Genomic DNA, 22,795 nt, shown 5'->3' with positions numbered 1-22,795 from the left:
GGGACAACTGGGGTCCGGGAATACCGGTACCTGCGAGGGAAGTCATCAACAGCATTCCCCCTGGGGACATAAAGAGATCGGACCCAGGGGAAGCTGCTGCCGACCTGTATCTTCCCCAGTGACGCACTTGTTTCAGACGTTGGAAGAGTTCTTGGCAATCGAAGCGACCACGTAACGCGGAAAACGGAGGAGTTCGACCCACACCGTCTTGCCAATGACGCGGGGTGTCATGCCCCAATCGTTTGCCAGTGCGACGACCAGGAGCAGGCCTCGTCCGGTCTCCGAGTCGGGGGTTGGCGCTCCGGGCTCGGGCTCGCTTTCGCCCCGGGCGTCCGAGACCTCGATGCGGAGGGTGGTCTCCGTAAGCAGCAGGCGGAGCTCGAAGTCGCGGCCCGGGACGCGGCCGTGGGTCACCGCGTTCGCGGCCAGCTCCGCCACGATCTGGACCGCCGCGTCGGAGGCGTCACTGCCGTACGGGATGCCCCAGCCGTTGAGTTGGTGCACCGCCAGGTGGCGGGCCAGGCGGGCGCCGCGGCGGGTCGAGGTGAAGCGCTGGGCGAACTCCGTCGCGGGGGTGGTGGTTTCCGTATTCACGTCACTGAGCGTGTCCGAGGCTGCGTACCCTGACCAGGAGTTACGACGCGACGGAGCGTAGCTGTACGAGTACGGCTCAGCGCCTGTGCGTGTCGTCGACCGTGACCACTGCGGCGCGCAAGGGGCGAGGCATGGCGAACGCAGAACGCGAAGAACGACCTGAACGGCCGGCCGAGGCGGACGGGACTGCGCATCTCTTCAGCGCACTCGGCAAGCAGATCAAGGTGCTACGGGAGCAGGCGGGGCTGAGTCAGAAAGAGTTGGGGCTCGCGGCTCACTGTGGTGAGGCACTGATCAGTGCGATGGAGCGCGGGGTGCGGACCCCTCAGCCCGAGTTTCTGGAGCGAGCCGACGACCTGCTAGACGCCGGGGGCGTCCTGAAAGCGGTCGTTGAGGATGTGCGGAGAGCGCAGGCCAAGGCGCGTACACGGCATCCGGAGTGGTACCGCGACTATGCCAGGCTGGAGGCAGAGGCCATCGAACTGCACGACTACAGCAACCAAGTCGTGCACGGACTTCTCCAGACCGAAGACTACGCCCGTGCGATCTTCTCCCAGCGCCGTCCGTTGCTGGATGAGGAAATGATCGAAACTCGGGTGGCCGATCGGCTGGCCCGTCAGCAGTTGTTCGAGCGTTGGCCTGCGCCAACATGCAGTTTCATCCTGGAGGAAGCCGCTTTGCAGCGTCCGATCGGCGGACGATCTGTCCACGAGGCCCAACTGCAGCGGTTGCTGCGGGTCGGACGACTGCGGACCGTCGAACTCCAGATCATGCCAACCGATCGCGAGGAACACCCCAACGTGGACGGGGTCTTCACTCTGCTTACCGCCAAGACGCGGCAGCAAGTGGCATACACAGAGGTACAGGGCTACCCCCGGCTGATCACCGACACAGAAGAGGTCAGGCTCATCACCGCCCGCTATGGCATCCTTCGGTCGCAGGCTCTCAACGCCCGGGAAACTCTGTCCTTGATCGAAAAAGTGCTGGGAGAACGATGAACACCGAGCAGCAGCTTCATTGGTTCAAGAGCAGCTACAGCGGCGGCGAGGGCGGCTCCTGTGTCGAGGTGGCGAAGGCCCCCGGCACCATCCACATCCGTGACTCCAAGGACGAGGACGGGCCGGTGTTGACCGTGTCGGCCGGTGCATGGGCAGGGCTGGTCGGGCTCACAGTCTCCCGTCGGTAACAGGGGGCCTCACTCCGGCAGCAACTGCCCCCGCCGCGACAGCAGGAACCGCTTGAACGCCGTCACCGGCGGCGTGTCCGGGTGGCCGTCCAGCCACGCCACCCCGATCTCGCGCACCGCCCTCGGCGCCGTCACCGTCAGTTCCACGACTCCTGGGCGCGCCACCGCCGGCGGGGGCAGCAGCGCCACGCCCAGGCCGGCCGCCACCAGGCCGCGCAGGGTCTCCGCCTCCTCGCCCTCGAAGGCCACGCGCGGCGTGAAGCCCGCTTCGGCGCACAGGTCGTCGGTGATGCGGCGCAGGCCGTAGCCCGGTTCCAGGGTCACGAACGCCTCGTCCGCCGCCTCCGCCAGGCGAATGCGCTTGCGGGAGGCGAGGCGGTGGTCGTCCGGGACCACCAGGCGCAGGCGCTGTTCGTCCAGGCGCCGGGCGACCAGGTCGGGGGCGTCCGGGACCGGGGAGGTCAGGCAGAGGTCCAGCTCTCCCGACCGGAGCCCTTCGATCATCGCCTCGCCGTAGTTCTGGACGAGTGTGAAGCGGATCCGGGGGTGGTCCACGCGAAAGGCCCGGATGAGTTCCGGCACGGTCTCCGAGCCCATGGTGTGCAGGAATCCGAAGGCGACCTTGCCCGCCTGTGGGTCCGCGTCCGCTTGCACCGACTCGGCGGCCCGCTCCACCTCCGCCAGCGCCCGTTCCACCGAGCCGAGGAAGGTGCGGCCGGCCGGGGTGAGGGAGACCGTGCGGCCCTTGCGGGCGAACAGCGCGACGCCCAGGTCCTGTTCGAGGCGCGCCATCGCCCGCGACAGCGTCGACTGGGGCACGCCCATCTCCTGCGCGGCGCGCGTCACATGCTCGTGTCGGGCGACCCCGGCGAAGTACGCGAGGCGCGGCGCGAGCTGCAGCGCGATGTCTTCTTCGTAACTGCTCGGTGACAGCCGTGGCTGTGAGCTGCGTTCATGCACCATGGGAACGATTATTGCCATTCCATGCATTGGACGCATGAAAAAGGGCGGCCTACCTTCGACATATGCCTCCTGCCAGTACCAAGGCGTCCACCCTCGTGGGCGCCGCCTCGCCGTCCCCCTCCCCCGTCTCCGACTCCCGTCTTGCCCCCGGCGCCCACGGCTACCGCCGCATGAGCTTCGCGCTCTTCGCCGCCGGCATGGCGACCTTCGCCCTCCTCTACTCCACGCAGGCGCTGCTGCCCGCCGTCTCCGCCGGTTTCGGTGTGAGCGCGAGCGCCGCCAGCTGGACGGTTTCCGCGGCGACGGGCGCGCTGGCCCTGGCCGTACTGCCGATGAGCGCGCTGTCCGAGCGGTTCGGGCGGCGCAGCGTGATGAACGTGTCCCTCGTGGTCGCGGTCGCGGTGGGGCTGCTGGTGCCGTTCGCACCGAATCTGGAGTGGCTGGTGGCGCTGCGCGCCGTGCAGGGCGCGGCGCTGGCCGGGCTGCCGGCCTCGGCGATGGCGTATCTCGCGGAGGAGGTCAGGCCGAAGGCGCTGGTCGCCGCGATCGGTCTGTTCGTGGCGGGCAACAGCATCGGCGGCATGAGCGGCCGGATCGTCACCGGCTGGGTGGCGCAGCTGTGGGGATGGCGCGCGGCACTCGCCGCGGTCGGCCTGATGGCGCTGGTCTGCGCGCTGGTGTTCCGCGCGATGCTGCCCAGGGCCCGGCATTTCTCGCCCGGTTCGCTGAACCCGGCCGCTCTGGCCAGGACGGTCCGCGGTCATCTGGCCGATCCGCTGCTGCGGCGGCTGTACGCGATCGGCGCGCTGTTCATGACTGTCTTCGGCGCGGTCTACACGGTCATCGGGTACCGGCTGGTCGAGGCGCCGTTCCACCTTCCGCAGGGTGTCGTCGGCTCGATCTTCCTGGTGTATCTCGTCGGTACGGTCTCCTCCGCCGCGGCGGGCAAGCTGGTCGGCCGCCTCGGCCGGCGCGGGGCGCTGTATCTGGCGGTCACCACGACGGCCGCCGGTCTGCTGCTCTCGCTCACGGACTTGCTGGGCGCGGTGCTGCTAGGCCTGGTGCTGATCACCGCCGGCTTCTTCGCGGGCCACGCCGTCGCCTCGTCGTCGGTGAGCCGCACGGCGAAGACGGGCCGCGCGCAGGCGTCGGCGCTCTATCAGTCCGCGTACTACCTGGGCAGCAGCGCGGGCGGCACGCTCGGTGCGATCGCCTTCCACGCGGGCGGCTGGGACGGCACGGTGCTGCTGGGGCTGCTCGCGGTGCTCGGGGTCGTATCGATCACGCTGTACGGATCGCATGCGGCGCGGGTCCAGCAGCGGCTGCTGACCCCGGCCGCGCAGCGCTGAACCCGGTACCGGAAATACGTACTGAATTACGTACAGGATCCGTGCAACTACCGCTCCCTTTCGGGTGTCTCAACCGGCAAACCACCCGCACGGTGCGTGAAGGGGAGCTGGGGGCTGTGACAGGTGCAAGAGGAAGATGGAAGGCACGCGCGGGCTTGGTGCTCGGGCTGACGGGTCTGCTGGTCCCGCTGACGGCGGCGCTCGGTGCCGCGCCGGCCCGGGCGGCATCGTGCACGACATCGACGGGGCCGTACCAGAAGCAGGTGGAGAAGTTCCTGGGGCGTCCGGTGGACGGGCGGCAGTCGGCCGCCGACTGCCAGGCGATCCGCGCCTTCCAGGCCAAGCACGGGATCACACCCACCATCGGCTACGCGGGGCCGATCACCTGGCGAACCATGAGCACCATGCTGGCGCAGCGGGCGGCGGGGAACAATCCGAACGCGGCGGGCAAGTGCCCGACGAACAAGGGGCGCATCGCCTGCGTGGACCTGACCCGGCAGCTGAGCTGGATCCAGGACGGCAGCAGGCTGAAGTACGGACCGGTGCCGGTGCGGACCGGGAAGAACGGCACCGAGACCCGTACCGGCGCCAAGAGGATCTACTGGCGCAGCATCGACCACTGGTCGACGATCTACCACGTGTCCATGCCGTACGCGCAGTTCTTCGACGGCGGGCAGGCGTTCCACTCCACGACGAAGTCCATGTACAACCCGCCGGGCTCCGGCGGCTGCGTCAACATGCGCTCCGCGGACGCGAAGTCGTACTGGAATCTGCTGCGGAACGGGGACGATGTGTACGTGTACGGGCGCAAGCCCGGAACCTGATCGCCGTTGTCAGTGCCCTCCTGTAGGTTCCGAAGTACTGGGCCGCAGTGCCGGCCGAGTGCTGTGCAGACGGGCGACAGGGGTGGACCCCATGAGTGATCTCGCAACGACGCAGGACCTGGATTCCAGGCTGGAGCGGCACCGCAGGGAGCTGACCGGTTACTGCTACCGCATGCTGGGCTCGGCCTTCGAGGCCGAGGACGCGGTGCAGGACACCATGGTTCGCGCCTGGCGGAACATCGACAAGTTCGAGGGGCGTTCGTCGCTGCGCTCCTGGCTCTACCGCATCGCGACGAATGTCTGTCTGGACATGCTGAACGCGGGCAACCGCCGGGCCCGTCCGATGGACCTGACCGGCCCGACACCGGTGGCCCAGGCCCAGCTCCATGCCCGTCCGGAGATCGCCTGGCTGGAGCCGGTGCCGGACGGGCGGGTGTTGCCGTCGGTCGTGGACCCGGCGGAGACGGCGGTCGAGCGCGAGACGATCCGGCTCGCCTTTGTCGCCGCGCTGCAGCATCTCCCGCCCAAGCAGCGGGCGGTGCTGATCCTGCGCGAGGTACTGGCCTGGAAGGCGAGCGAGGTCGCCGAGCTGCTGGGCACGACGGTGGCCTCGGTCAACAGCGCGCTGCAGCGGGCGCGTGCGACGCTCGCCGAGGCGGAGCCGGGCTCCAGCGACGCGGCCGACCCGCTGGACGAGGAGCAGAAGAAGCTCCTGGACCGCTATGTCGCGGCCTTCGAGGGATACGACATGCAGGCGCTGACGGCGCTGCTGCGCGAGGACGCCACGATGTCCATGCCGCCGTACGACCTGTGGCTGCGCGGCCACGACGACATCGTGGGCTGGATGCTCGGGGTCGGCGAGGTGTGCCGCGGCTCGAAGCTGGTCCCGACGGTGGCGAACGGCTCGCCGGCCTTCGCTCACTACCACCCGAGCCGGTCGGGCGAGGGGTACGAGCCGTGGGCGCTCATCGTGCTGGAGATCGCGGACGGCAAGGTGGGTGCGATGGACTTCTTCCTGGACACCAAGCGCTGGTTCCCGCTGTTCGAGCTCCCGCCGCGGCTGGACAAGGACGGCGCACCGGCGAACTAGGGACTCTCGTCCAGGCCGACCAGCTCCAGCAGGGTGACCAGCTCGGGCGGGGCGCCCCGCAGGGTCAGGCGGGCGCCGAGCCGGCGGGCGGTGAGCCGTAGCCGGGCGAGGGCGTCGACGGTGGCGAGGTTGATCTGGCGGAGCCCGCCGACATCACAGGTCACTTCGGTGGCATCGGCGCACGTCAGGCACGCGGTCAACTCCTCGCACAGGCGTGGCACATCCGCCGGAGTGATCCTCCCGGCCATGCGCATGACGATGGGCTGTGTGGCGTCCACATGAAAGAGACCGTGTCCGCGGCGACAACTCATCGCGGCGGAACCGGCGCGGATCCGGCCGGCCACGCATCCTGACGGAGGGGCAGGGCGGGCAGGTCGCCGGCGTATGCGGCGCGTTGCCGGGACCGCTGAAGGCTGGGAGCACCGAGTACGTCAGGACGTCGTTGTGGGCCCGGCGTGCCGAACGGGACCGGCGGAGGTCCACCGGTCCCGTTCGTCCGGAGGAGTCGCGCGTCAGGCGATGCGGTCCAGGACGATCGGCCGGGGCGTGTAGTAGGTGCCCACGGGGTCGATGTCGAAGGCCGACGTCAGCGTCTGGAGCGCGTACTCGAACTTCTCCGGGGTGTCCGTGTGCAGGGTCAGCAGGCGCTGGCCCGCGGTCACCGGCTCGCCGGGCTTGGCGTGGATCTCGATGCCCGCGCCCGCCTGGACCGGGTCCTCCTTGCGGGCGCGGCCCGCGCCGAGGCGCCAGGCGGCGATGCCGATCTCGTACGCGTCGAGGCGGGTCAGCACGCCCGAGGAGGGGGCTGTGATGACGTGCTGCTCGCGGGCGACCGGGAGCGTGGCGTCGGGATCGCCGCCCTGGGCAGCGATCATGCGGCGCCAGACGTCCATCGCTGAGCCGTCGGCGAGGGCCTTCGCGGGGTCGGCGCCCTTGATGCCGGCCGCGGCGAGCATTTCCTCGGCGAGGGCCACGGTGAGGTCGATGACGTCCTGCGGGCCGCCGCCGGCCAGGACCTCGACGGACTCGCGGACCTCGAGGGCGTTACCGGCGGTGAGGCCGAGCGGGGTGGACATGTCGGTGAGCAGCGCGACCGTCTTCACGCCGCTGTCGGTGCCCAGCGCGACCATGGTGGAGGCCAGTTCGCGGGCGTCCTCGATGTTCTTCATGAAGGCGCCGGTGCCGACCTTGACGTCCAGGACCAGCGAGCCGGTGCCCTCGGCGATCTTCTTGGACATGATCGAGGAGGCGATCAGCGGGATGGCCTCCACGGTGCCGGTGACGTCGCGGAGCGCGTACAGCTTCTTGTCGGCGGGGGCCAGGCCGTCGCCCGCCGCGCAGATGACCGCGCCCGTGGTGTCGAGGACGTGCAGCATTTCCTCGTTGGAGAGCAGGGCCCGCCAGCCGGGGATGGACTCCAGCTTGTCGAGCGTGCCGCCGGTGTGGCCGAGGCCGCGGCCGGAAAGCTGCGGGACGGCGGCGCCGCATGCGGCGACCAGCGGCGCGAGGGGCAGCGTGATCTTGTCGCCGACGCCGCCGGTGGAGTGCTTGTCCGCTGTCGGGCGGGACAGCGACGAGAAGTCCATGCGCTCACCGCTGGCGATCATGGCCGCGGTCCAGCGGGCGATCTCCGTGCGGTTCATGCCGTTCAGCAGGATGGCCATGGCCAGGGCGGACATCTGCTCGTCGGCGACCTCGCCGCGGGTGTACGCGTCGATGACCCAGTCGATCTGCTCGGGGCTCAGCTCGCCGCGGTCGCGCTTGGTGCGGATGACGGAGATGACGTCCATGGTGACTTCCTTCCGGCGGTACGTACGTCGTACTGAATGCGCGACTCTACGCGCATAGAGGGGATGAAGGGGGACGGCCCTTCCGCGCTGCGGAAGGGCCGTGTCCGCACTACCTGAGGTGGCCGGGTCCGAAGGCCTGCGGAAGCATCGCGGAGAGCGGCACGATGCCCTCCGGAGTCTCCAGCAGCAGCTCGGGGCCGCCGAACTCGTAGAGCAGCTGGCGGCAGCGGCCGCACGGGACAAGGGCCTTGCCCTCGCCGTCCACGCAGACGAAGTGGGTCAGCCGGCCGCCACCGGTGGCCTGCAGGTGCGAGACGAGCCCGCACTCGGCGCACAGGCCGAGGCCGTAGCTCGCGTTCTCCACATTGCAGCCGATGACGGTGCGGCCGTCGTCCACCAGCGCGGCGACGCCGACCGGGAAGCCCGAGTACGGGGCGTACGCACGGGACATGGCGTCCCGCGCCGCCTGCCGCAGGGCCTCCCAGTCGACCTCCGGTGCGGCCGTCACTTGCCCTGGCCCCTCTTGTACGGCATACCGTCGGCCTTGGGCATGCGCAGCCGCTGCGCCGACAGGGCGAGGACCAGCAGCGTGGTGACGTAGGGAGCCGCGTCCACGAACTGGCTCGGCAGTGTGTCGGTCAGGGAGTACCAGGCGAACAGCCCCGCGGCCACGGCGAAGCAGATCGCGGCCTGCAGATGCTTCTTCTTGTACAGCTGCCAGGCGAAGACGAGCACCAGCAGGATCGCCAGCAGCAGGAGCATCGCGTGGACGTTCTCGGCGCCGCCGCGCAGCTTGAGGCTGTCGGTGAAGCCGAAGAGTCCGGCGCCCATCGCCATGCCGCCCGGCATCCAGTTGCCGAAGATCATCGCGGCGAGACCGATGTAGCCGCGGCCGCCGGTCTGGCCCTCCTGGTAGATGCCGGTGGAGACGATGGCGAGGAAGGCACCGCCGAGTCCGGCCAGGCCACCCGAGACGATGACGGCGATGTACTTGTACTTGTAGACGTTGACACCGAGGGACTCGGCAGCGACGGGATTCTCACCGCAGGAGCGCAGCCGCAGGCCGAAGGCCGTACGCCACAGCACCCACCAGGTGCCCGGGATCAGCAGGATCGCGAGCACGGTCAGCAACGACAGGTTCGTCACCAGACCGCCGAGCACACCGGCCAGGTCGGAGATGAAGAACCAGTGTTCGGCCTGCAGGTCCGCCAGCCCGTCCGAGAGTCCGGGGATGGTGATGTCGGTGATCCGCTCGATGCGCGGGGACTGCTTGGAGGAGCCGCCCTCGGCCTCGGCGAAGGTGAAGTTCGACAGATAGCGGGTGACACCGACGGCCAGGATGTTGATGGCCACACCGGAGACGATGTGGTTGACGTTGAACGTGACCGTCATGATCGCGTGCAGCAGACCGCCGAGCGCACCGCCGACGATGCCCAGCAGGACACCGGTCCACGGGCCCCACTGGTAGCCCGCCCAGGCGCCGAACCAGGTACCGAGGATCATCATGCCCTCGAGACCGATGTTGACCACGCCTGCCCGCTCGGCCCACAGACCGCCGAGACCGGCGAGGCCGATCGGCACCGCGAGCTGGAGGGCGCCGGAGACCTGGCCGACGGAGGTCAGGTCGTTGGCGCCGCTGATCACACGGACCAGGGAGAACAGCGCCAGGCCGCCCGCGATGATCAGCAGGATGACGGGCAGCGACAGCTTGCGGCGGCCGCCGCCCTTCTTGGGCGCGGTGCTCGTCATCGAGACCGTGCTCGTGGACTCGCTCATGCTGCCCTCACTTCGTTCTTCGCTGCTCCGCCCGCAAGGCGCGCCCGTGCGGTCATCGTCGTCATGTGCAGGCCGGTGGCCCGGAGTGCGTCACTCACAGGACGACCTCTTCCTTGTTCTTGCGGGCCTGGGCGGCAAGCTGCTCGCCGACCTTCTGCTGCTGGCGCCGCAGCCCGTACTGCCGGACGAGTTCGTACGACACGACGACCGAGATCACGATCAGGCCCTGCATGATCATGGAGATCTCCTTCGGGTAGCCCTCGAGTCCGAGGCCTTCCGCGGTCTTCTCCAGGAAGGAGATGAGCAGGGCGGCGAAGAAGATGCCGACCGGGCTGTTGCGGCCGAGCAGGGCGATGGTGATGGCGGTGAAGCCGACACCGACCGGGAAGCTCAGGCTGTACGTGTGGGTCTGGCCCAGCAGCATCGGCATACCGGCGAGCCCGGCGACAGCGCCGGAGATGAGCATGGCCGTCAGGACCATCTTCTTGGCGTCGACGCCGCTCGCCTGGGCGGCGGACTGGCTGGCGCCGGTGGCGCGCAGGTCGAAGCCGAAGCGGGTGCGGTTGAGCGCGAACCAGTAGACGATGCCCAGCCCGAAGGCGACGAAGGTGAAGCCGTAGATGGAGCCGCCGTCCAGCTCGAGACCGGGCATCCAGCCGGTCTCAGGGATCTCGCCGGTGGTCAGTTCGTTGGAGCCCTTGGGCTGCTCACCGAGGTTGGCCGGGAGGATCATCCAGGCGATGAGGCTGGTCGCGATGGCGTTGAGCATGATCGTGGAGACGACCTCGCTCACACCGCGGGTGGTCTTCAGGACACCCGCGATACCGGCCCAGAACGCGCCGACACCCATGGCCACGATCACGATCAGCAGGATGTGCAGAGGCCCGGGCAGATCCACCGCGGCACCGACGGCGGCGGAGAGCATCACCGCGAGGCGGTACTGGCCGTCGACCCCGATGTTGAACAGGTTCATCCGGAAGCCGATGGCAACGGCCAGCGCGGCGAGGTAGTAGATGCCGGTCTGGTTGATCACGAGCACCTGGACATCGGTGAACTCGATCTGCTCCACCATCAGCCGGTAGGGCTCGAAGGGGCTGAGGTTCGAGAGGAGCAGCACCACCGAGGTGAGCAGGAAGGCCACGACCAGGGCGAGTACCGGACCGGCGATGCCCAGGAGCACCCGGTCCTTGTCGAACTTCTTCATCGGCCCTCACCGTTCTCGTCGTGCTCAAGGTGGCCGGTGGCAGCGCCGGTCATGGCCGAGCCCAGCTCCTCCGGGGTGATCGTGGCGGGGTCGGCGTCCGCGACCAGCCGGCCCCGGTACATCACCCGCAGGGTGTCGGACAGCCCGATGAGCTCGTCCAGGTCGGCGGAGATCAGCAGTACCGCCAGACCCTCGCGGCGGGCCTCGCGGATCTGGTCCCAGATCTGCGCCTGCGCGCCGACGTCCACACCGCGGGTGGGGTGGGCGGCGATGAGCAGCTTGGGCGCGTGGCTCATCTCGCGGCCGACGATCAGCTTCTGCTGGTTGCCACCCGAGAGGGACGCCGCGGTGACCTCGATGCCGGGGGTGCGGACGTCGTACTCGCGCACGATCCGCTCGGTGTCCTTGCGGGCCGCCTTGAGGTCGAGCAGACCCCTCCTGCTGTTGGGCGCCTCGGTGACATGGCCGAGGATGCGGTTCTCCCAGAGCGGGGACTCCAGCAGCAGACCGTGGCGGTGGCGGTCCTCGGGGATGTAGCCGATCCCGCCCTCGCGGCGCTTGCGGGTCGGCGCGTGGGAGATGTCGGCCGCGTCGAGGGTGATCACACCGCCGTCGGGGTCGCGCATGCCCATCAGCGCCTCGATGAGCTCGGTCTGGCCGTTGCCCTCGACGCCGGCGATGCCCATGACCTCGCCCTTGTGGATGGTGAAGGTGATGCCTCCGAGCACCTCACGCACCACACCGTCCGGGTCGGTCGCGGTGAGCCTGAGGTCATCGACCTTCAGCATCGCGACGTCCGTCACCGTCGACTCACGGGTCTCCGGCGAGGGCAGCTCACTGCCGACCATCAGCTCGGCGAGCTGCTTGGTCGTGGCGGTCCTCGGGTCGGCCGTTCCCACCGTCGTACCGCGGCGGATGACGGTGATCTCGTCGGCGACCGACAGCACCTCGCCCAGCTTGTGGGAGATGAAGATGACGGTCAGGCCCTCGGCCTTGAGCTCGCGCAGGTTGTCGAAGAGCGCGTCGACCTCCTGCGGGACGAGCACGGCGGTCGGCTCGTCGAGGATCAGGGTGCGGGCGCCGCGGTAGAGGACCTTGAGGATCTCCACACGCTGGCGGTCGGCGACACCGAGCTGCTCGACCAGGACGTCGGGGCGCACGTTCAGCCCGTACGCGTCCGAGATCTCCTCGATCTTCTTACGGGCCTTGGCGCCGATGCCGTACAGCTTCTCGCCGCCGAGAACGACGTTCTCCAGCACGGTGAGGTTGTCGGCCAGCATGAAGTGCTGGTGGACCATGCCGATGCCGCGGGCGATGGCGTCGGCGGGGCTGGAGAAGGCGACCTGGTCGCCGTCGATGGTGATGGTCCCCTCGTCCGGCTTCTGCATGCCGTAGAGGATCTTCATCAGGGTCGACTTGCCGGCACCGTTCTCACCGATGAGGGCGTGCACGGTGCCCCTGCGAACGGTGATGTCGATGTCGTGGTTGGCGACGACGCCGGGGAAGCGCTTGGTGATGCCGCGCAGTTCTACGGCAGCAGCCAGCGGCGTTGACGGACTGGACGCGTTGATGACGCACTCTCCTTGGCGAGGAAGGGAGCCGGGAGGGCAGGAGCGGGGAGACCGCGGGCGGGCAGGCGGAAGGGGCGGGCTGTGGCGGGCAGGGGGCGGGGCGAAGTTATCGCGCCGAAGAGCCTTCTACGCGCGTAGCACTGCCGAACAGCGAAAACCGATGGCCAGAACCCGGTCCGGGGCCCGCCCGGGCGGCTGTTACGCCGCCCGGGCGGGCCCACGGGCCCGTGAAGTCCCGGCTGCTCGGTTACGGAGCAGTCTTGACCGTGATCTTGCCGTCGATGATCTCGGCCTTGGCCTTGTCCACCGCCGCGACGACGTCGGTCATCTTGGTGAAGGCCGGGTTGGAGCGGGCCAGGCCCACGCCGTCACCCTTGAGGCCGTAGCGGATCTCACCGGTCTGCGGCTTGCCGTCCTCGACCGACTTGATCAGGTTGAAGACCGCGCCGGAGACGTTCTTGGTCACCGAGGTGAGGATCTGGTTCTTGTAGGCGGCCAGACCCTTCTGGTTGTACTGGTCGGAGTCGACGCCGATGGCCCACTTGCCGGCCTTGGAGACGGCCTCGATCGAACCGGCACCGGCGAGACCGGCGGCGGCGTAGACCACGTCGGCGCCCGCGTCGAGCTGGCCCTGCGCGGCGGCCTTGCCGAGGTCCGGCTTCGAGAAGCCGCCGAAGTCCGGCGGCTGCGTCAGGTACTGGACCTTGACGTTGACGTCCTTGTTGGTGTCCTTGACGCCCTGGACGAAGCCCGCCTCGAACTTCTTGATCAGCGGGGTCTCGACGCCACCGATGAAGCCGACGGTCTTGGACTTGGTCACCTTGGCGGCGGCGACGCCGGCCAGGTAGGAGCCCTGCTCCTCGTTGAAGACCAGGTTGGCGATGTTCTTGCCGGTCTTGGAGGTGTCGTCGATGAGACCGAACGTGGTGTCCGGGAACTTCGGCGCGACCTCGGCGATGGCGGGCGCGTAGGCGAAGCCGACACCGATCACCGGGTTGTTGCCCTTGCGGGCCAGGGAGGTGAGGCGCTGGACCTTGTCCGGGTCGCCCTCGCCCTCGCTGGGCTCGGCCTCGGTGCCCTTGACACCGAGCTCCTTCTCGGCCTTGGCGAGGCCCGCGTAGGCGGCGTCGTTGAACGACTGGTCGCCGCGGCCACCGATGTCGTAGGCAATGGCGGCCTTGCCGCCCTTGTCGTCCGAACCTGCGTCGGAAGACGACTTGCTGCCACAGGCAGTGGCAGACAGCGCGAGAGCCGCGGACGCAATGCCCACGGTGGCGATCCTGGTGATCCGGCGCACTGGGAGGCTCCTTTAAACCTGACCGAAAGCGCCACTTCCGGCGCTGGGTTCGCGGCGATCGTAACGCGCGTAGATGTCAGTTAAAGACCCGTTCATCAGTCGTTATCGGATCGACGCGAACAGGCCGCATACCGTGCAGCGCGTGGCGATCCGGCGACGTTGCGTGCCTTGCCCCGCGTGTCGCCCGGGCCCGACCGCGGCCGCGCGCACGCTCAGAGGGGACGCCCGCCGTCCAGCAGGGCCGCCGCGGTGAACAGTTCCACGCCGACCGCGATCGCCTCCTCGTCGGCGTCGAAGTCGCCGCGGTGCAGGTCACGCCGGGTGGTGTCACCAGGCGTACGGACACCGAGACGGGCCATCGCGCCGGGCACATGCTCCAGGTACCAGGAGAAGTCCTCGCCCCCGAGGCTCTGTTCGGTGTCCTCGATTGCGTACGATCCGCGGCGCACGGTCTGCGCATCGCGCAACAGCTCGGTGACGACCGGGTCGTTGACCACCGGCGGGACCCCGCGGATGTAGTTGATCTGCGACTTCGCCCGGTGCAGGGTGGCGATCTCGTCGATGGCCGCGTGCACCAGGTCGGGGGCGGCGCGCCAGCCGGGCAGGTCGAGGCAGCGTACGGTTCCGGACAGTTCGGCGTGCTGAGGGATGACGTTGCAGGTGTGACCGGCCTCGATGCGGCCCCAGGTGACGGCGAGCCCCGAACGCGCATCGACCCGGCGGGAGAGCAGCACCGGAACCTCCGTGACGATCTTCGCGGCCGCGGTCACCAGATCGGTGGTGAGGTGCGGGCGGGCGGTGTGACCGCCGGGGCCGTCGAGGGCGACCTCGAGGCGGTCGCACGCCGAGGTGATCGGTCCGGGCCGCAGGCCGATGACTCCCGCGTCGACCTTGGGGTCGCAGTGCACCGCGATGATCTTGCCCACGCCCTCGAGCACCCCCGAGTCGATGGCGTCGGGTGCGCCGCCGGGCAGCACCTCCTCGGCCGGCTGGAAGATCAGCCGGACGGGCTGGGTCAGCAGACCCTGCCGGTCGAGCTCGGCGAGGACGAGACCGGCGCCGAGGACCGTGGTGGTGTGCACGTCATGGCCGCAGGCGTGGGCCCGGTCGGGCACGGTGGAGCGATAGGGGACCCCGGACTTGGTGTCGGGGATCGGCAGTGCGTCGATGTCGGCGCGGATCGCGAACAGCGGGCGGGAGGCGCCTGCCGGACCGGATGCCATGCCCACCCCGCCGTGGCCGGTTCCGATGTCGCAGATCAGCCCGGTTCCGACGGAGAGCACCCGCGGCTTCAGCCCGGCCTGCTCCAGGCGGGCCTTGATCGCTGCGGTGGTACGGAACTCCTGGTTCCCGAGCTCGGGGTGCATGTGCAGGTCCCGGCGGAACGCGATCAGTTCGGCACGCAGGGAATCGGACAGCGTGCCGGGCATGGCCACTGCACCGGGCCGTTCGGCGTCTTCGGACTCGCGGGACATCAACTGGTTCACCCAGTGAAGAGTAGGCCCCTCGAGGGGCCGACTACCGTGCGATCAACAAAACATCAGCCTCATAGGGGACAGAAATCCGGCTGCGCGGCGATTGGCCGACAGTCGTAGTGGGTAAGCTCACGCAACTTCCCACTTGAGCCGATCTTTCCTCTCCGCTCCATGCCCGGCAACTTCACGCCGGTGACGGCAGCCGCTGCACATCGCGTGCGGTGCCCGTGACGCCGGCCAGGAAACCCTGGGCGCGCGGCGAGGCACTGTCCTTGAGCCACTCGGGCGCGATGTCGCACACCGCCACCTTGATACCGGTCCCCGCCAGCGCCAGCGGCAGCGTATGGACGACGGTCGAGGGGAAGCTGAGCACCGTACGGCCTATCGGGCCTCGGCGGGCGATCAGTTCGAGCGGCAGATCCGGACGCACGATCTCCAGACCCGTCCGGGCGGCCAGCCGGTGCAGCTTGTCCGCGCTCTCCCTGCGGTGCGCGAAGTAGCGCGTCGCACCGTGTGTCCGGGCCAGCGCCGCCACCGCGTCGAGGTACTGCCCCAGATCGATGACACCTGTCTCCACCAGGGACGTACCGACCATGTCGGCACCCCGGGTGATCGTCGGCGGGCCGAAGCGTGCCCGGGTCCAGGCGAAGTCGTTCGGCGTGACCTCTATGCCCGGCGGTGGGTCGAGCGGCATCGAGGTGAACACCTCGACCTTGCGCGCCCGCGACGGGCTGAGTTTGCGACGCGCCAGGAAGGTGACCGGCGCGAGCACCAGCTCACGCGGCCCCCGCCGACCGCCTCGCCGGTGCCAGCGCACCAGCCGCTCACCACGGGCGACCTGGGCGACGAACTCCATGGTCGCCGTGCCGTCGTCGACGACGGTCAGCTCCTTGCCGCCGACCAGGGTCAGCAGCATCTGTACGTACCGGGAGAACGGGTCCCCTATGACGATGCGCTCGGCGCGGCGCAGTACCGGGCCCAGTTCGCGCACCGTCCGCAGCGGAGCGCCCGCCCCGCCGCGCGCCTCCTGCCAGCGGACGCCGTACCCCTCGCCGCGGGCCAGCTCCGCCATCCGGCGCAGCTGGCCGCGCGACATGGGGTCGGTGGGCGACAGGACGACGATCGTGAGGCCGTCCGCCCGGCCGTGACCGGCGCGCTCACCGGGTTGTGCCGCGCCCGCGCGGGTGTGGGCCCACTCCAGGACGTTCAGGAGCTGGACCGGACTCTCGACAAAGGCCAGGTTCACTGGAGCTCACCTCGTGACACGCAGTCGGCGGTGGCGCGGTCGTGGCCGGGCCATGCCAGGGGGCGATGGTGGTTGCCTCCGTGGCGGGTTTCCACCGGCAGACCACGGGTGGCACGGTCGTGGCCGGCCGTGCCAGGGGCGATGGTGATTGCCGCCGGGGCGGGTTTCCACGGGCCGGCCGGGCGGCCGGCCCGTGGCTCACCGCGCCAGGGGGTGTTGCTGGTTGCCGCCGTGGCTCGTTCCCACGGGGCCGGCCGGCTTGTGTCGGCCCGGTCCTCAGACCGCGGCAGGCTCACGGTCGTCCGCCTCGGCGACGACGCCCGCGACGCGGCGCAGCTTCTTCATGGGGGCGAGCTCGGAGTCGTAGACCTTCTTGACTCCGTCGCCGAGCGCGGTCTCGATGGTGCGGATGTCACGGACGAGACGCGTGAGGCCCTGCGGCTCGACGGAGGCGGCCTGGTCGGAACCCCACATCGCGCGGTCGAGGGTGATGTGGCGCTCGACGAAGGCGGCGCCGAGGGCGACGGCGGCGAGGGTGGTCTGCAGACCGGTCTCGTGGCCGGAGTAGCCGATCGGCACGTTCGGGAACTCGCCCTGCAGCGTGTTGATCACACGCAGGTTGAGCTCCTCGGCCTTCGCGGGGTACGTCGAGGTGGCGTGGCAGAGCAGGATGTTGTCGCTGCCCAGCACCTCGACGGCGTGGCGGATCTGCTTCGGCGTCGACATACCGGTGGAGAGGATCACCGTCTTGCCGGTGGCGCGCAGGGCGCGCAGCAGCTCGTCGTCCGTGAGGGACGCGGAGGCCACCTTGTGGGCGGGGACGTCGAACTTCTCCAGGAAGGCGACGGCCTCGGTGTCCCACGGGGAGGCGAACCAGTCGATGCCGCGCTTCTTGCAGTGCTCGTCGATCTGGCGGTACTCGTCCTCGCCGAACTCGACGCGGTGGCGGTAGTCGATGTACGTCATCCGGCCCCAGGGGGTGTCGCGCTCGATGTCCCACTGGTCGCGCGGGGTGCAGATCTCCGGGGTGCGCTTCTGGAACTTGACGGCGTCGCAGCCGGCTTCGGCGGCGGCGTCGATCAGCTTGAAGGCGTTGTCCAGGTCGCCGTTGTGGTTGATGCCGATCTCACCGGTCACGTAGACGGGGTGGCCGGGGCCGGCGGTCTTGTTGCCGAGGACGCGCAGACGGAAGTTGCTCATGGGGGGTGGTTCCTTACTTTTCGGGGGACTGGGGGGTGGTTTCGGGGGTGTGGGTGAGGGTCGGGCCGAGGAGCCAGGCGGCGATCTCGCGGATCGCCCCCTCGCCACCGGGCGTGGCAGTGACGGCACGCGCGGCGGCCCGTACGGAGTCGTGCGCGCTCGCGACGGCCACGGGCCAGCCGGCGAGGCGGAAGCACGGAAGGTCATTGACGTCGTTGCCGACGTAGAGCACCCGCTCGGGGGCGATCTTGTGCTCCTCGCACCACCGCTCGAGTGCGAGGTCCTTGCGGTCGATGCCGTGCAGCACGGGGACGTTCAGCTTCCGGGCACGGGCGGCGACCACCGGGTTCTGCTCGGTGGAAAGGATCAGCAGTTCCAGGCCGGCCTTGCGCAGATGGGAGACACCGAGGCCGTCACCGCGGTGGACGGCGACGATCTCGCGGCCGTCCGCGTCGATGAGCACCCGGTCGTCGGTCTGGGTGCCGTCGAAGTCGAGTACGACGGCGTCGATGTCCTCGCGGGTGGGCAGCACGGCCTCGTCCAGCAGCGGCGCGAGCGCCCGGGCGCGGGCCAGGTCGTGCGGATCGTCGACCTCCAGGACTCGCGCCGGATCGGTGCGCACCAGCGCGGTGTGTCCGAAGAACCGGTGCCGGGCCTCGCGGAACCCGGTGGCCGACATGGCGTAGGCGGCACCGGTCTCCAGGAAGTCCTGCGGGCGGTCCTGGCGGCGCGGCCGGAAGGACGAGTCGTGGTTGACGCCGTACCCGGAGCCGGTGGTGGTGGCGGCGTCGACGAGCACGGCCGTGGAGCCGACCGCGCGCTCGGCACTCTCGCCGGCCGCGGCGGCGCTGCTGTCGCTCTCCCGCCAGACGAAGCCGTGGAAGGGCGCGACGGTGACCGCGCTGTCCGCACCGTCCTCGACGACCGCGCGGGCGACACCCTCGACGTCGTCGCGCGACAGGAACGGGCTGGTGCACTGCACGAGCAGCACCACGTCGACGGGTGCTCCGTGCATCGCCTCGTGCGCGTCCATGGCGTGCAGCACCGCGGATTCGCTGGTGGCGGTGTCACCGGCGATGGCGGCGGGGCGCAGCACCACTTCGGCGCCCGCGCTGCGCGCCGCACCGGCGATGGCCTCGTCGTCGGTGGAGACCACGACATGGGTCACCAGCGGGGCCTCGAGGCAGGCGTGGACGGCCCGGGCCACGAGCGGTACGCCGCCCACGGGGGCCAGGTTCTTGGCCGGGACGCCCTTGGATCCACCGCGGGCGGGGATCACGGCGAGTACGGTCATCGGTGCTCCTGAGTACGCAGGGTGCGGGGCCATGGCGCCGTCGGTGCGGGCGGCTGCCGGGCCGGGGTTCGTGGGGGCCGGGATCACAGCTCGCCCATCCGGCGGATGACGGGGGCGACGCGCTGCACGCCGTGGCGGTACGCGCCCCGGGCCACCTCTCTGACCGCCTCGCGCACCACCCGTCGTACGCCGCTGACCTCGGTCGTCACGGCCGATCCGGGCAACGGGGTGCCGTCGGGGGCGAGGTGGTGGCGGGCGAGGATGCCCGGCAGATATCCGGGCGCGGTGCTCGGGGTGTAGTACGGCGCGGGCGCCGGGAGGCTGGGCACCAGCAGCAGTTCGGCGACGCGCTTGCGGACCTCGTCGAAGGCGCTGTCGTACGAGCCGTCCGCGGCGACGCCCTGCCCGGCCAGCCACTCGGCGTCCGGCGTGGGCCGGTGGCCGCCGTCGAGCTGGTCCCAGGAGGCCATCAGGCCCGAGCCCAGGAAGTGGTGGTTGCCGAGCGCCTCGCGCACACCGAAGTCGGTGAGGACGGCGGTGGGGATGCGCCGGTGCAGGGACTCCAGGGCGGCGGTCGAGGAGACGGTCACCAACAGGTCGGTGCGGTCCAGGACGTCGCCCATGTGCCCGTAGACCAGCCGGAAGTTGGGCGGCAGTCCGCCGGGCAGCTTGTCGGCGAGCTTCTGGTAGGGGAGCTCTTCGATATGGGTGGTGTGCTCGCCCGGCTTGGAGCGGAGTTTGAGCAGCACCTCGCGCTTCGGGTGGAGACGGGCGTGCTCGACGAGCCGGCGCAGCAGATACGTGCGGTCCGCGCGGGAGGCGGGAACCGACGGCTGGGCCGCGAAGACAAGAGTGTCGCGGTCGTCCTTGGGCGCGTACGGCTCACCGCCGAGGAACGGCAGGGCGGCCTCGGTGACGGCCGACGCGTCGGCGCCGACCCCTTCGTACACTGCGCGGAAACGGTCCGCGTCATGACGGGAGTTGGCGAGGACGACATCCGCTCCGTGGCGCAGCAGCAGGCCGTCGGAGAGCTTCTCGTACACGACGCCGACATAGCCGGTGACGACCACGGGCCGGCGGGGCAGGGCGAGTGCGGCCAGTCCGTGCAGCATGGCCTGCACCGCGCCTCCGACGAGGGCGAGCACGACGATGTCGTACGGCTCGTCCTTCATCGTGCGCAGGAACTCGTTCCCCGTCACCTCGCGCAGTGCGTCGGCGCGCACCCCCACCTCCGCGAGCTGGCGGGCCGTGGGAGTGGCCCGGCCGCGCAGCAGAAATCCGCTGAGCTCCACGGAGGTGCTCGGGGCGATACGGCGCGCGGTGAGCGCGCCCCATTTCCACCGGGTGTCGGAGTCGGCGAGTACGGCGACCCGTACGGCCTCACTGGTACTTGTTGGCACGTCGAGGACGTTAGGAAGCCATTTCGATTCACGGCCCAACTCGACTGCAACAGCGGGTTAACAGCACGTCTACGGACGGGGTAAAGACCCGGGAAACGGGCTGGTTAACGGACTCGACGCTCTGCGTTCACCTTCCATCCCTCTGGCAGTCAATACGAATGCCCGGTGGCCGACCTAGCCTCACGCAGGTGGTTAAGCTCTCCGTCATCGTGCCGTTCTACAACGTGCAGACATATGCCCCGGACACCCTCAGGAGCCTGCAGGCGAACGCCCGCGAGGACTTCGAGTTCCTGCTCGTCGACGACTGTTCGACGGACGGCACTCCGGAGATCCTCGAGCGCGCCGAACGCGAGGTACCCGGCGCCGTCCTGATCAGACATGAACGGAACGGCGGACTCGCCACCGCGCGCAACACCGGCCTGGACGCCGCGCGCGGCGAGTACCTCACCTTCCTCGACGGCGACGACTGGCTGGCCCCGGGCCACTTCGAGCAGCTGCTCGCCGCCCAGGAGAGCCTCGGGGTCGACTTCGTCCGCACCGATCACGTCCAGTGCACGGCACGCGAGCGCAAGGTGCACCGAGTGCCGGTGGGCCGGCGCGGCGAGGTGCTCCGGCCGCGCGACGCCATCCTGCCCGCCGATCGCTCGACCGGCGTCGACTACCCCTTCGCCTGGGCCGGGATGTACCACCGCCGGCTCATGGACCGGGGGCTGCTGCACTTCACGCACGGCCTGCGTACCGCCGAGGACCGGCCGTGGATCTGGCGGCTGCACCGCGAGGCGGAATCATTTGCCACGATCAGTCAGCTGGGAATCTTCTATCGCCGCGGAGTCGCCTCGTCGCTCACCCAGATCGGCGACATCCGGCAGCTCGATTTCATCAAGGCATTCGACCAGGTACTCGAAGAAACGGCGAATGATCCGGATGCCGACCGGCTGCTGCCGAAGGCCGTACGCACATACTGTGCCGTCATCTCCCACCACTTGGGATCGATCGAGAGGTTCGAGCCCGCTGTGGCACGGAAATTGCGCACGATGAGCGCGGCCGCACTGAAGCGTATGCCGCAGGACATTCTCAAGGACGCACTCGATTCGATGGACATCGAGCGGTCGTCCAGGCTGCGCCGGGTGCGCCGCCGCCCCGCCCCTCTCTCCGTGGAGGCCGCGGCCTGATGCCCACCACCCAGATCTTCTACGCCTCCTCTCTGTACGGGGCGGCCACGCTCGCCGCCGCGATCGACAGCGGCTGCTTCGATGAGGCGGACCGGCGGCTGTTGCTGGTCGCCAACAACGCGACGACACCCGAGACCAGCGTCGCTCTGGACCGGATGCCCGGCTTCGAGGGGCTGCGCGGCCGCTTCGACGGAGTGCTGTCCTGGAACGAGACCATCGCCCCCTTCCACCCCGGTGGATGGGCCCCGCGCGGTGACGACATCCCCCTGTGGGAACGGTATCTGCGGCAGCTGTGGGAACTCGGCGACGACCGGGTCGAGCTCGCCGTCGAGTCCATCCAGGTCAACCCGGCCCTCGCGATCGCCCAGCTCTTCCCGGACGCGACACTCGATGTGTACGCGGACGGGCTGATGAGCTACGGCCCCACCCGCAACAAGATCGACCCGCTGGTCGGGGAGCGGGTGCGGCGACTGTTCCATCTGGACCTGGTGCCAGGTCTGCGGCCCTTGCTGCTCGCGGAGTTCGGGGCACAGCCCCGGATCATTCCGACGGAGGCGTTCGTCAAGGTCATCGCCGAGCTCTCCGACGCCGCCCAGGACGACGTGGACGCCTCCGCGTCCCAGGTCGGCGAGGGACCGGCGCTGCTGCTCGGCCAGTACCTCGCGGCGCTGGGCATCATCACGCCCAAGGAGGAGGAAGAACTCCATGTCCGCATGGTCAAGGGCGCGGTCGCCCTGGGCCATCGCCGGATCGTGTTCAAGCCGCACCCCACCGCCCCGGCCTCCTGGACCCGCACGCTGGAGCGCGAGGCGGCGGAGCTGGACGCCGAACTGACCGTGCTGGACCGCCCGCTGCTCGCCGAGGTGCTCTACCGGCAGCTGCGCCCCGCCCTGGTGGCGGGCTGCTTCTCCACCGCGCTGCTCACGGCGAGCACGTTCTACGACATCCCCGTCGCCCGGATCGGCACGGAGCCGCTGCTGGACCGGCTCACCCCGTACCAGAACAGCAACCGGGTGCCGCTGACCATCGTCGACGCGCTGCTGCCGGATCTGGAGGCGGGCGAGGCGGGTGCCCCCGCGGAGGCCGGCGAGCGGCTCACGGGGCTGCTCACCGCGGTCGGCTTCGCGATGCAGCCGCAGCTGCGGCCGGATCTGCGGCCCGGGGCGGAGCGTTTCCTCAGCAGCGGGGCGGATTCCCGTGTCTGGCGCTACTTCAAGCGCCGCCGACTGACGGTCCTGGGCCTGCCGGGCGGCATCCCGGTCCCGCGTCATGCGGCGGTACGCCGCGTGGTGCGCCGGGCGCGCCGCCTGAAGCGCGCAGCGCTGGGCTGAGGACCGACCGCTGCCCCGGGTTCCGGGGCCTCG

The 22,795-nt window shown here is 69.8% G+C and carries 21 protein-coding genes; 7 read left to right on the top strand and 14 right to left on the bottom strand.

The window, feature by feature from the left end:
* Positions 1–132 precede the first annotated feature (132 nt).
* Positions 133–594: an ATP-binding protein gene (locus ACFYWI_RS04795; protein WP_389225133.1), complete on the bottom strand. Its 462-nt coding sequence runs from the start codon at positions 592–594 to the stop codon at positions 133–135.
* Between the two features lie 131 nt (positions 595–725).
* On the opposite strand from ACFYWI_RS04795, the gene ACFYWI_RS04790 reads away from it, so the two are divergent.
* Positions 726–1,592, top strand: a complete 867-nt coding sequence (locus ACFYWI_RS04790; protein ID WP_389225131.1) for a Scr1 family TA system antitoxin-like transcriptional regulator — start codon at positions 726–728, stop codon at positions 1,590–1,592.
* Positions 1,589–1,780, top strand: a complete 192-nt coding sequence (locus ACFYWI_RS04785; protein WP_389225129.1) for a DUF397 domain-containing protein — start codon at positions 1,589–1,591, stop codon at positions 1,778–1,780. The genes ACFYWI_RS04790 and ACFYWI_RS04785 overlap by 4 nt, the downstream gene beginning before the upstream one ends.
* A gap of 9 nt (positions 1,781–1,789) precedes the next feature.
* On the opposite strand, the gene ACFYWI_RS04780 is transcribed toward ACFYWI_RS04785, so the two are convergent.
* Positions 1,790–2,743: a LysR family transcriptional regulator gene (locus ACFYWI_RS04780; protein WP_389225128.1), complete on the bottom strand. Its 954-nt coding sequence runs from the start codon at positions 2,741–2,743 to the stop codon at positions 1,790–1,792.
* Positions 2,744–2,805: 62 nt separating this feature from the next.
* On the opposite strand from ACFYWI_RS04780, the gene ACFYWI_RS04775 reads away from it, so the two are divergent.
* The 3 genes from ACFYWI_RS04775 (at position 2,806) to ACFYWI_RS04765 (ending at position 6,006) form a co-directional block, all read left to right on the top strand.
* Entirely contained in the window at positions 2,806–4,092 is a 1,287-nt protein-coding gene (locus ACFYWI_RS04775) for an MFS transporter (protein WP_389225126.1), read from the top strand.
* Between the two features lie 155 nt (positions 4,093–4,247).
* A complete protein-coding gene (locus ACFYWI_RS04770; protein ID WP_389225125.1) occupies positions 4,248–4,916 on the top strand; it encodes a L,D-transpeptidase family protein in 669 nt (222 codons plus the stop codon).
* A 91-nt stretch (positions 4,917–5,007) separates the two neighbouring features.
* The gene (locus ACFYWI_RS04765; RefSeq protein ID WP_389225124.1) at positions 5,008–6,006 is read left to right on the top strand and encodes a sigma-70 family RNA polymerase sigma factor; all 999 of its coding nucleotides are present in this window, start codon (positions 5,008–5,010) and stop codon (positions 6,004–6,006) included.
* On the opposite strand, the gene ACFYWI_RS04760 is transcribed toward ACFYWI_RS04765, so the two are convergent.
* The 12 genes from ACFYWI_RS04760 to ACFYWI_RS04705 form a co-directional block, all read right to left on the bottom strand.
* A complete protein-coding gene (locus ACFYWI_RS04760) occupies positions 6,003–6,254 on the bottom strand; it encodes an STAS domain-containing protein (protein WP_389225122.1) in 252 nt (83 codons plus the stop codon). The two genes, ACFYWI_RS04765 and ACFYWI_RS04760, sit on opposite strands and share 4 nt — an antisense overlap.
* A gap of 264 nt (positions 6,255–6,518) precedes the next feature.
* Positions 6,519–7,796 carry a thymidine phosphorylase gene (locus ACFYWI_RS04755; protein WP_389225121.1) on the bottom strand — a complete coding sequence of 426 codons (1,278 nt, stop codon included), beginning with the start codon at positions 7,794–7,796 and terminating at the stop codon, positions 6,519–6,521.
* A 109-nt stretch (positions 7,797–7,905) separates the two neighbouring features.
* Positions 7,906–8,304, bottom strand: a complete 399-nt coding sequence (locus ACFYWI_RS04750; protein ID WP_389225120.1) for a cytidine deaminase — start codon at positions 8,302–8,304, stop codon at positions 7,906–7,908.
* On the bottom strand, positions 8,301–9,572 hold the full coding sequence (locus tag ACFYWI_RS04745; protein ID WP_389225119.1) for an ABC transporter permease: 1,272 nt from the start codon (positions 9,570–9,572) through the stop codon (positions 8,301–8,303). The genes ACFYWI_RS04750 and ACFYWI_RS04745 overlap by 4 nt, the downstream gene beginning before the upstream one ends.
* 94 nt (positions 9,573–9,666) lie before the next feature.
* Complete coding sequence (locus ACFYWI_RS04740; protein ID WP_389225117.1) at positions 9,667–10,776, bottom strand: ABC transporter permease; 1,110 nt, start codon at positions 10,774–10,776, stop codon at positions 9,667–9,669.
* Positions 10,773–12,302 carry an ABC transporter ATP-binding protein gene (locus ACFYWI_RS04735; RefSeq protein ID WP_389225237.1) on the bottom strand — a complete coding sequence of 510 codons (1,530 nt, stop codon included), beginning with the start codon at positions 12,300–12,302 and terminating at the stop codon, positions 10,773–10,775. Before ACFYWI_RS04735 ends, ACFYWI_RS04740 begins: the two co-directional genes overlap by 4 nt.
* 292 nt (positions 12,303–12,594) lie before the next feature.
* The gene (locus ACFYWI_RS04730; RefSeq protein ID WP_389225115.1) at positions 12,595–13,644 is read right to left on the bottom strand and encodes a BMP family protein; all 1,050 of its coding nucleotides are present in this window, start codon (positions 13,642–13,644) and stop codon (positions 12,595–12,597) included.
* 212 nt (positions 13,645–13,856) lie between these two features.
* Complete coding sequence (locus ACFYWI_RS04725) at positions 13,857–15,119, bottom strand: amidohydrolase (protein ID WP_389225235.1); 1,263 nt, start codon at positions 15,117–15,119, stop codon at positions 13,857–13,859.
* Between the two features lie 184 nt (positions 15,120–15,303).
* Positions 15,304–16,365, bottom strand: a complete 1,062-nt coding sequence (locus tag ACFYWI_RS04720) for a hypothetical protein (protein ID WP_389225113.1) — start codon at positions 16,363–16,365, stop codon at positions 15,304–15,306.
* A 276-nt stretch (positions 16,366–16,641) separates the two neighbouring features.
* Complete coding sequence (locus ACFYWI_RS04715) at positions 16,642–17,565, bottom strand: N-acetylneuraminate synthase family protein (RefSeq protein WP_389225111.1); 924 nt, start codon at positions 17,563–17,565, stop codon at positions 16,642–16,644.
* Between the two features lie 13 nt (positions 17,566–17,578).
* Positions 17,579–18,859, bottom strand: coding sequence for a cytidylyltransferase domain-containing protein (locus ACFYWI_RS04710; RefSeq protein WP_389225109.1), 1,281 nt, complete (start codon positions 18,857–18,859; stop codon positions 17,579–17,581).
* 83 nt (positions 18,860–18,942) lie between these two features.
* A complete protein-coding gene (locus ACFYWI_RS04705; RefSeq protein ID WP_389225107.1) occupies positions 18,943–20,259 on the bottom strand; it encodes a DUF6716 putative glycosyltransferase in 1,317 nt (438 codons plus the stop codon).
* 188 nt (positions 20,260–20,447) lie between these two features.
* Between ACFYWI_RS04705 and ACFYWI_RS04700 the strand changes: the two genes are divergently transcribed.
* Together ACFYWI_RS04700 and ACFYWI_RS04695 are read left to right on the top strand one after the other, a co-directional pair.
* Positions 20,448–21,431 carry a glycosyltransferase family 2 protein gene (locus tag ACFYWI_RS04700; RefSeq protein WP_389225105.1) on the top strand — a complete coding sequence of 328 codons (984 nt, stop codon included), beginning with the start codon at positions 20,448–20,450 and terminating at the stop codon, positions 21,429–21,431.
* Positions 21,431–22,762: an alpha-2,8-polysialyltransferase family protein gene (locus ACFYWI_RS04695; protein WP_389225103.1), complete on the top strand. Its 1,332-nt coding sequence runs from the start codon at positions 21,431–21,433 to the stop codon at positions 22,760–22,762. Before ACFYWI_RS04700 ends, ACFYWI_RS04695 begins: the two co-directional genes overlap by 1 nt.
* Positions 22,763–22,795 lie beyond the last annotated feature (33 nt).

Source organism: Streptomyces sp. NPDC002889 (assembly GCF_042888425.1).
GTDB lineage: Bacteria > Actinomycetota > Actinomycetes > Streptomycetales > Streptomycetaceae > Streptomyces.
This window is presented reverse-complemented; position numbering and strand designations above follow the sequence as displayed.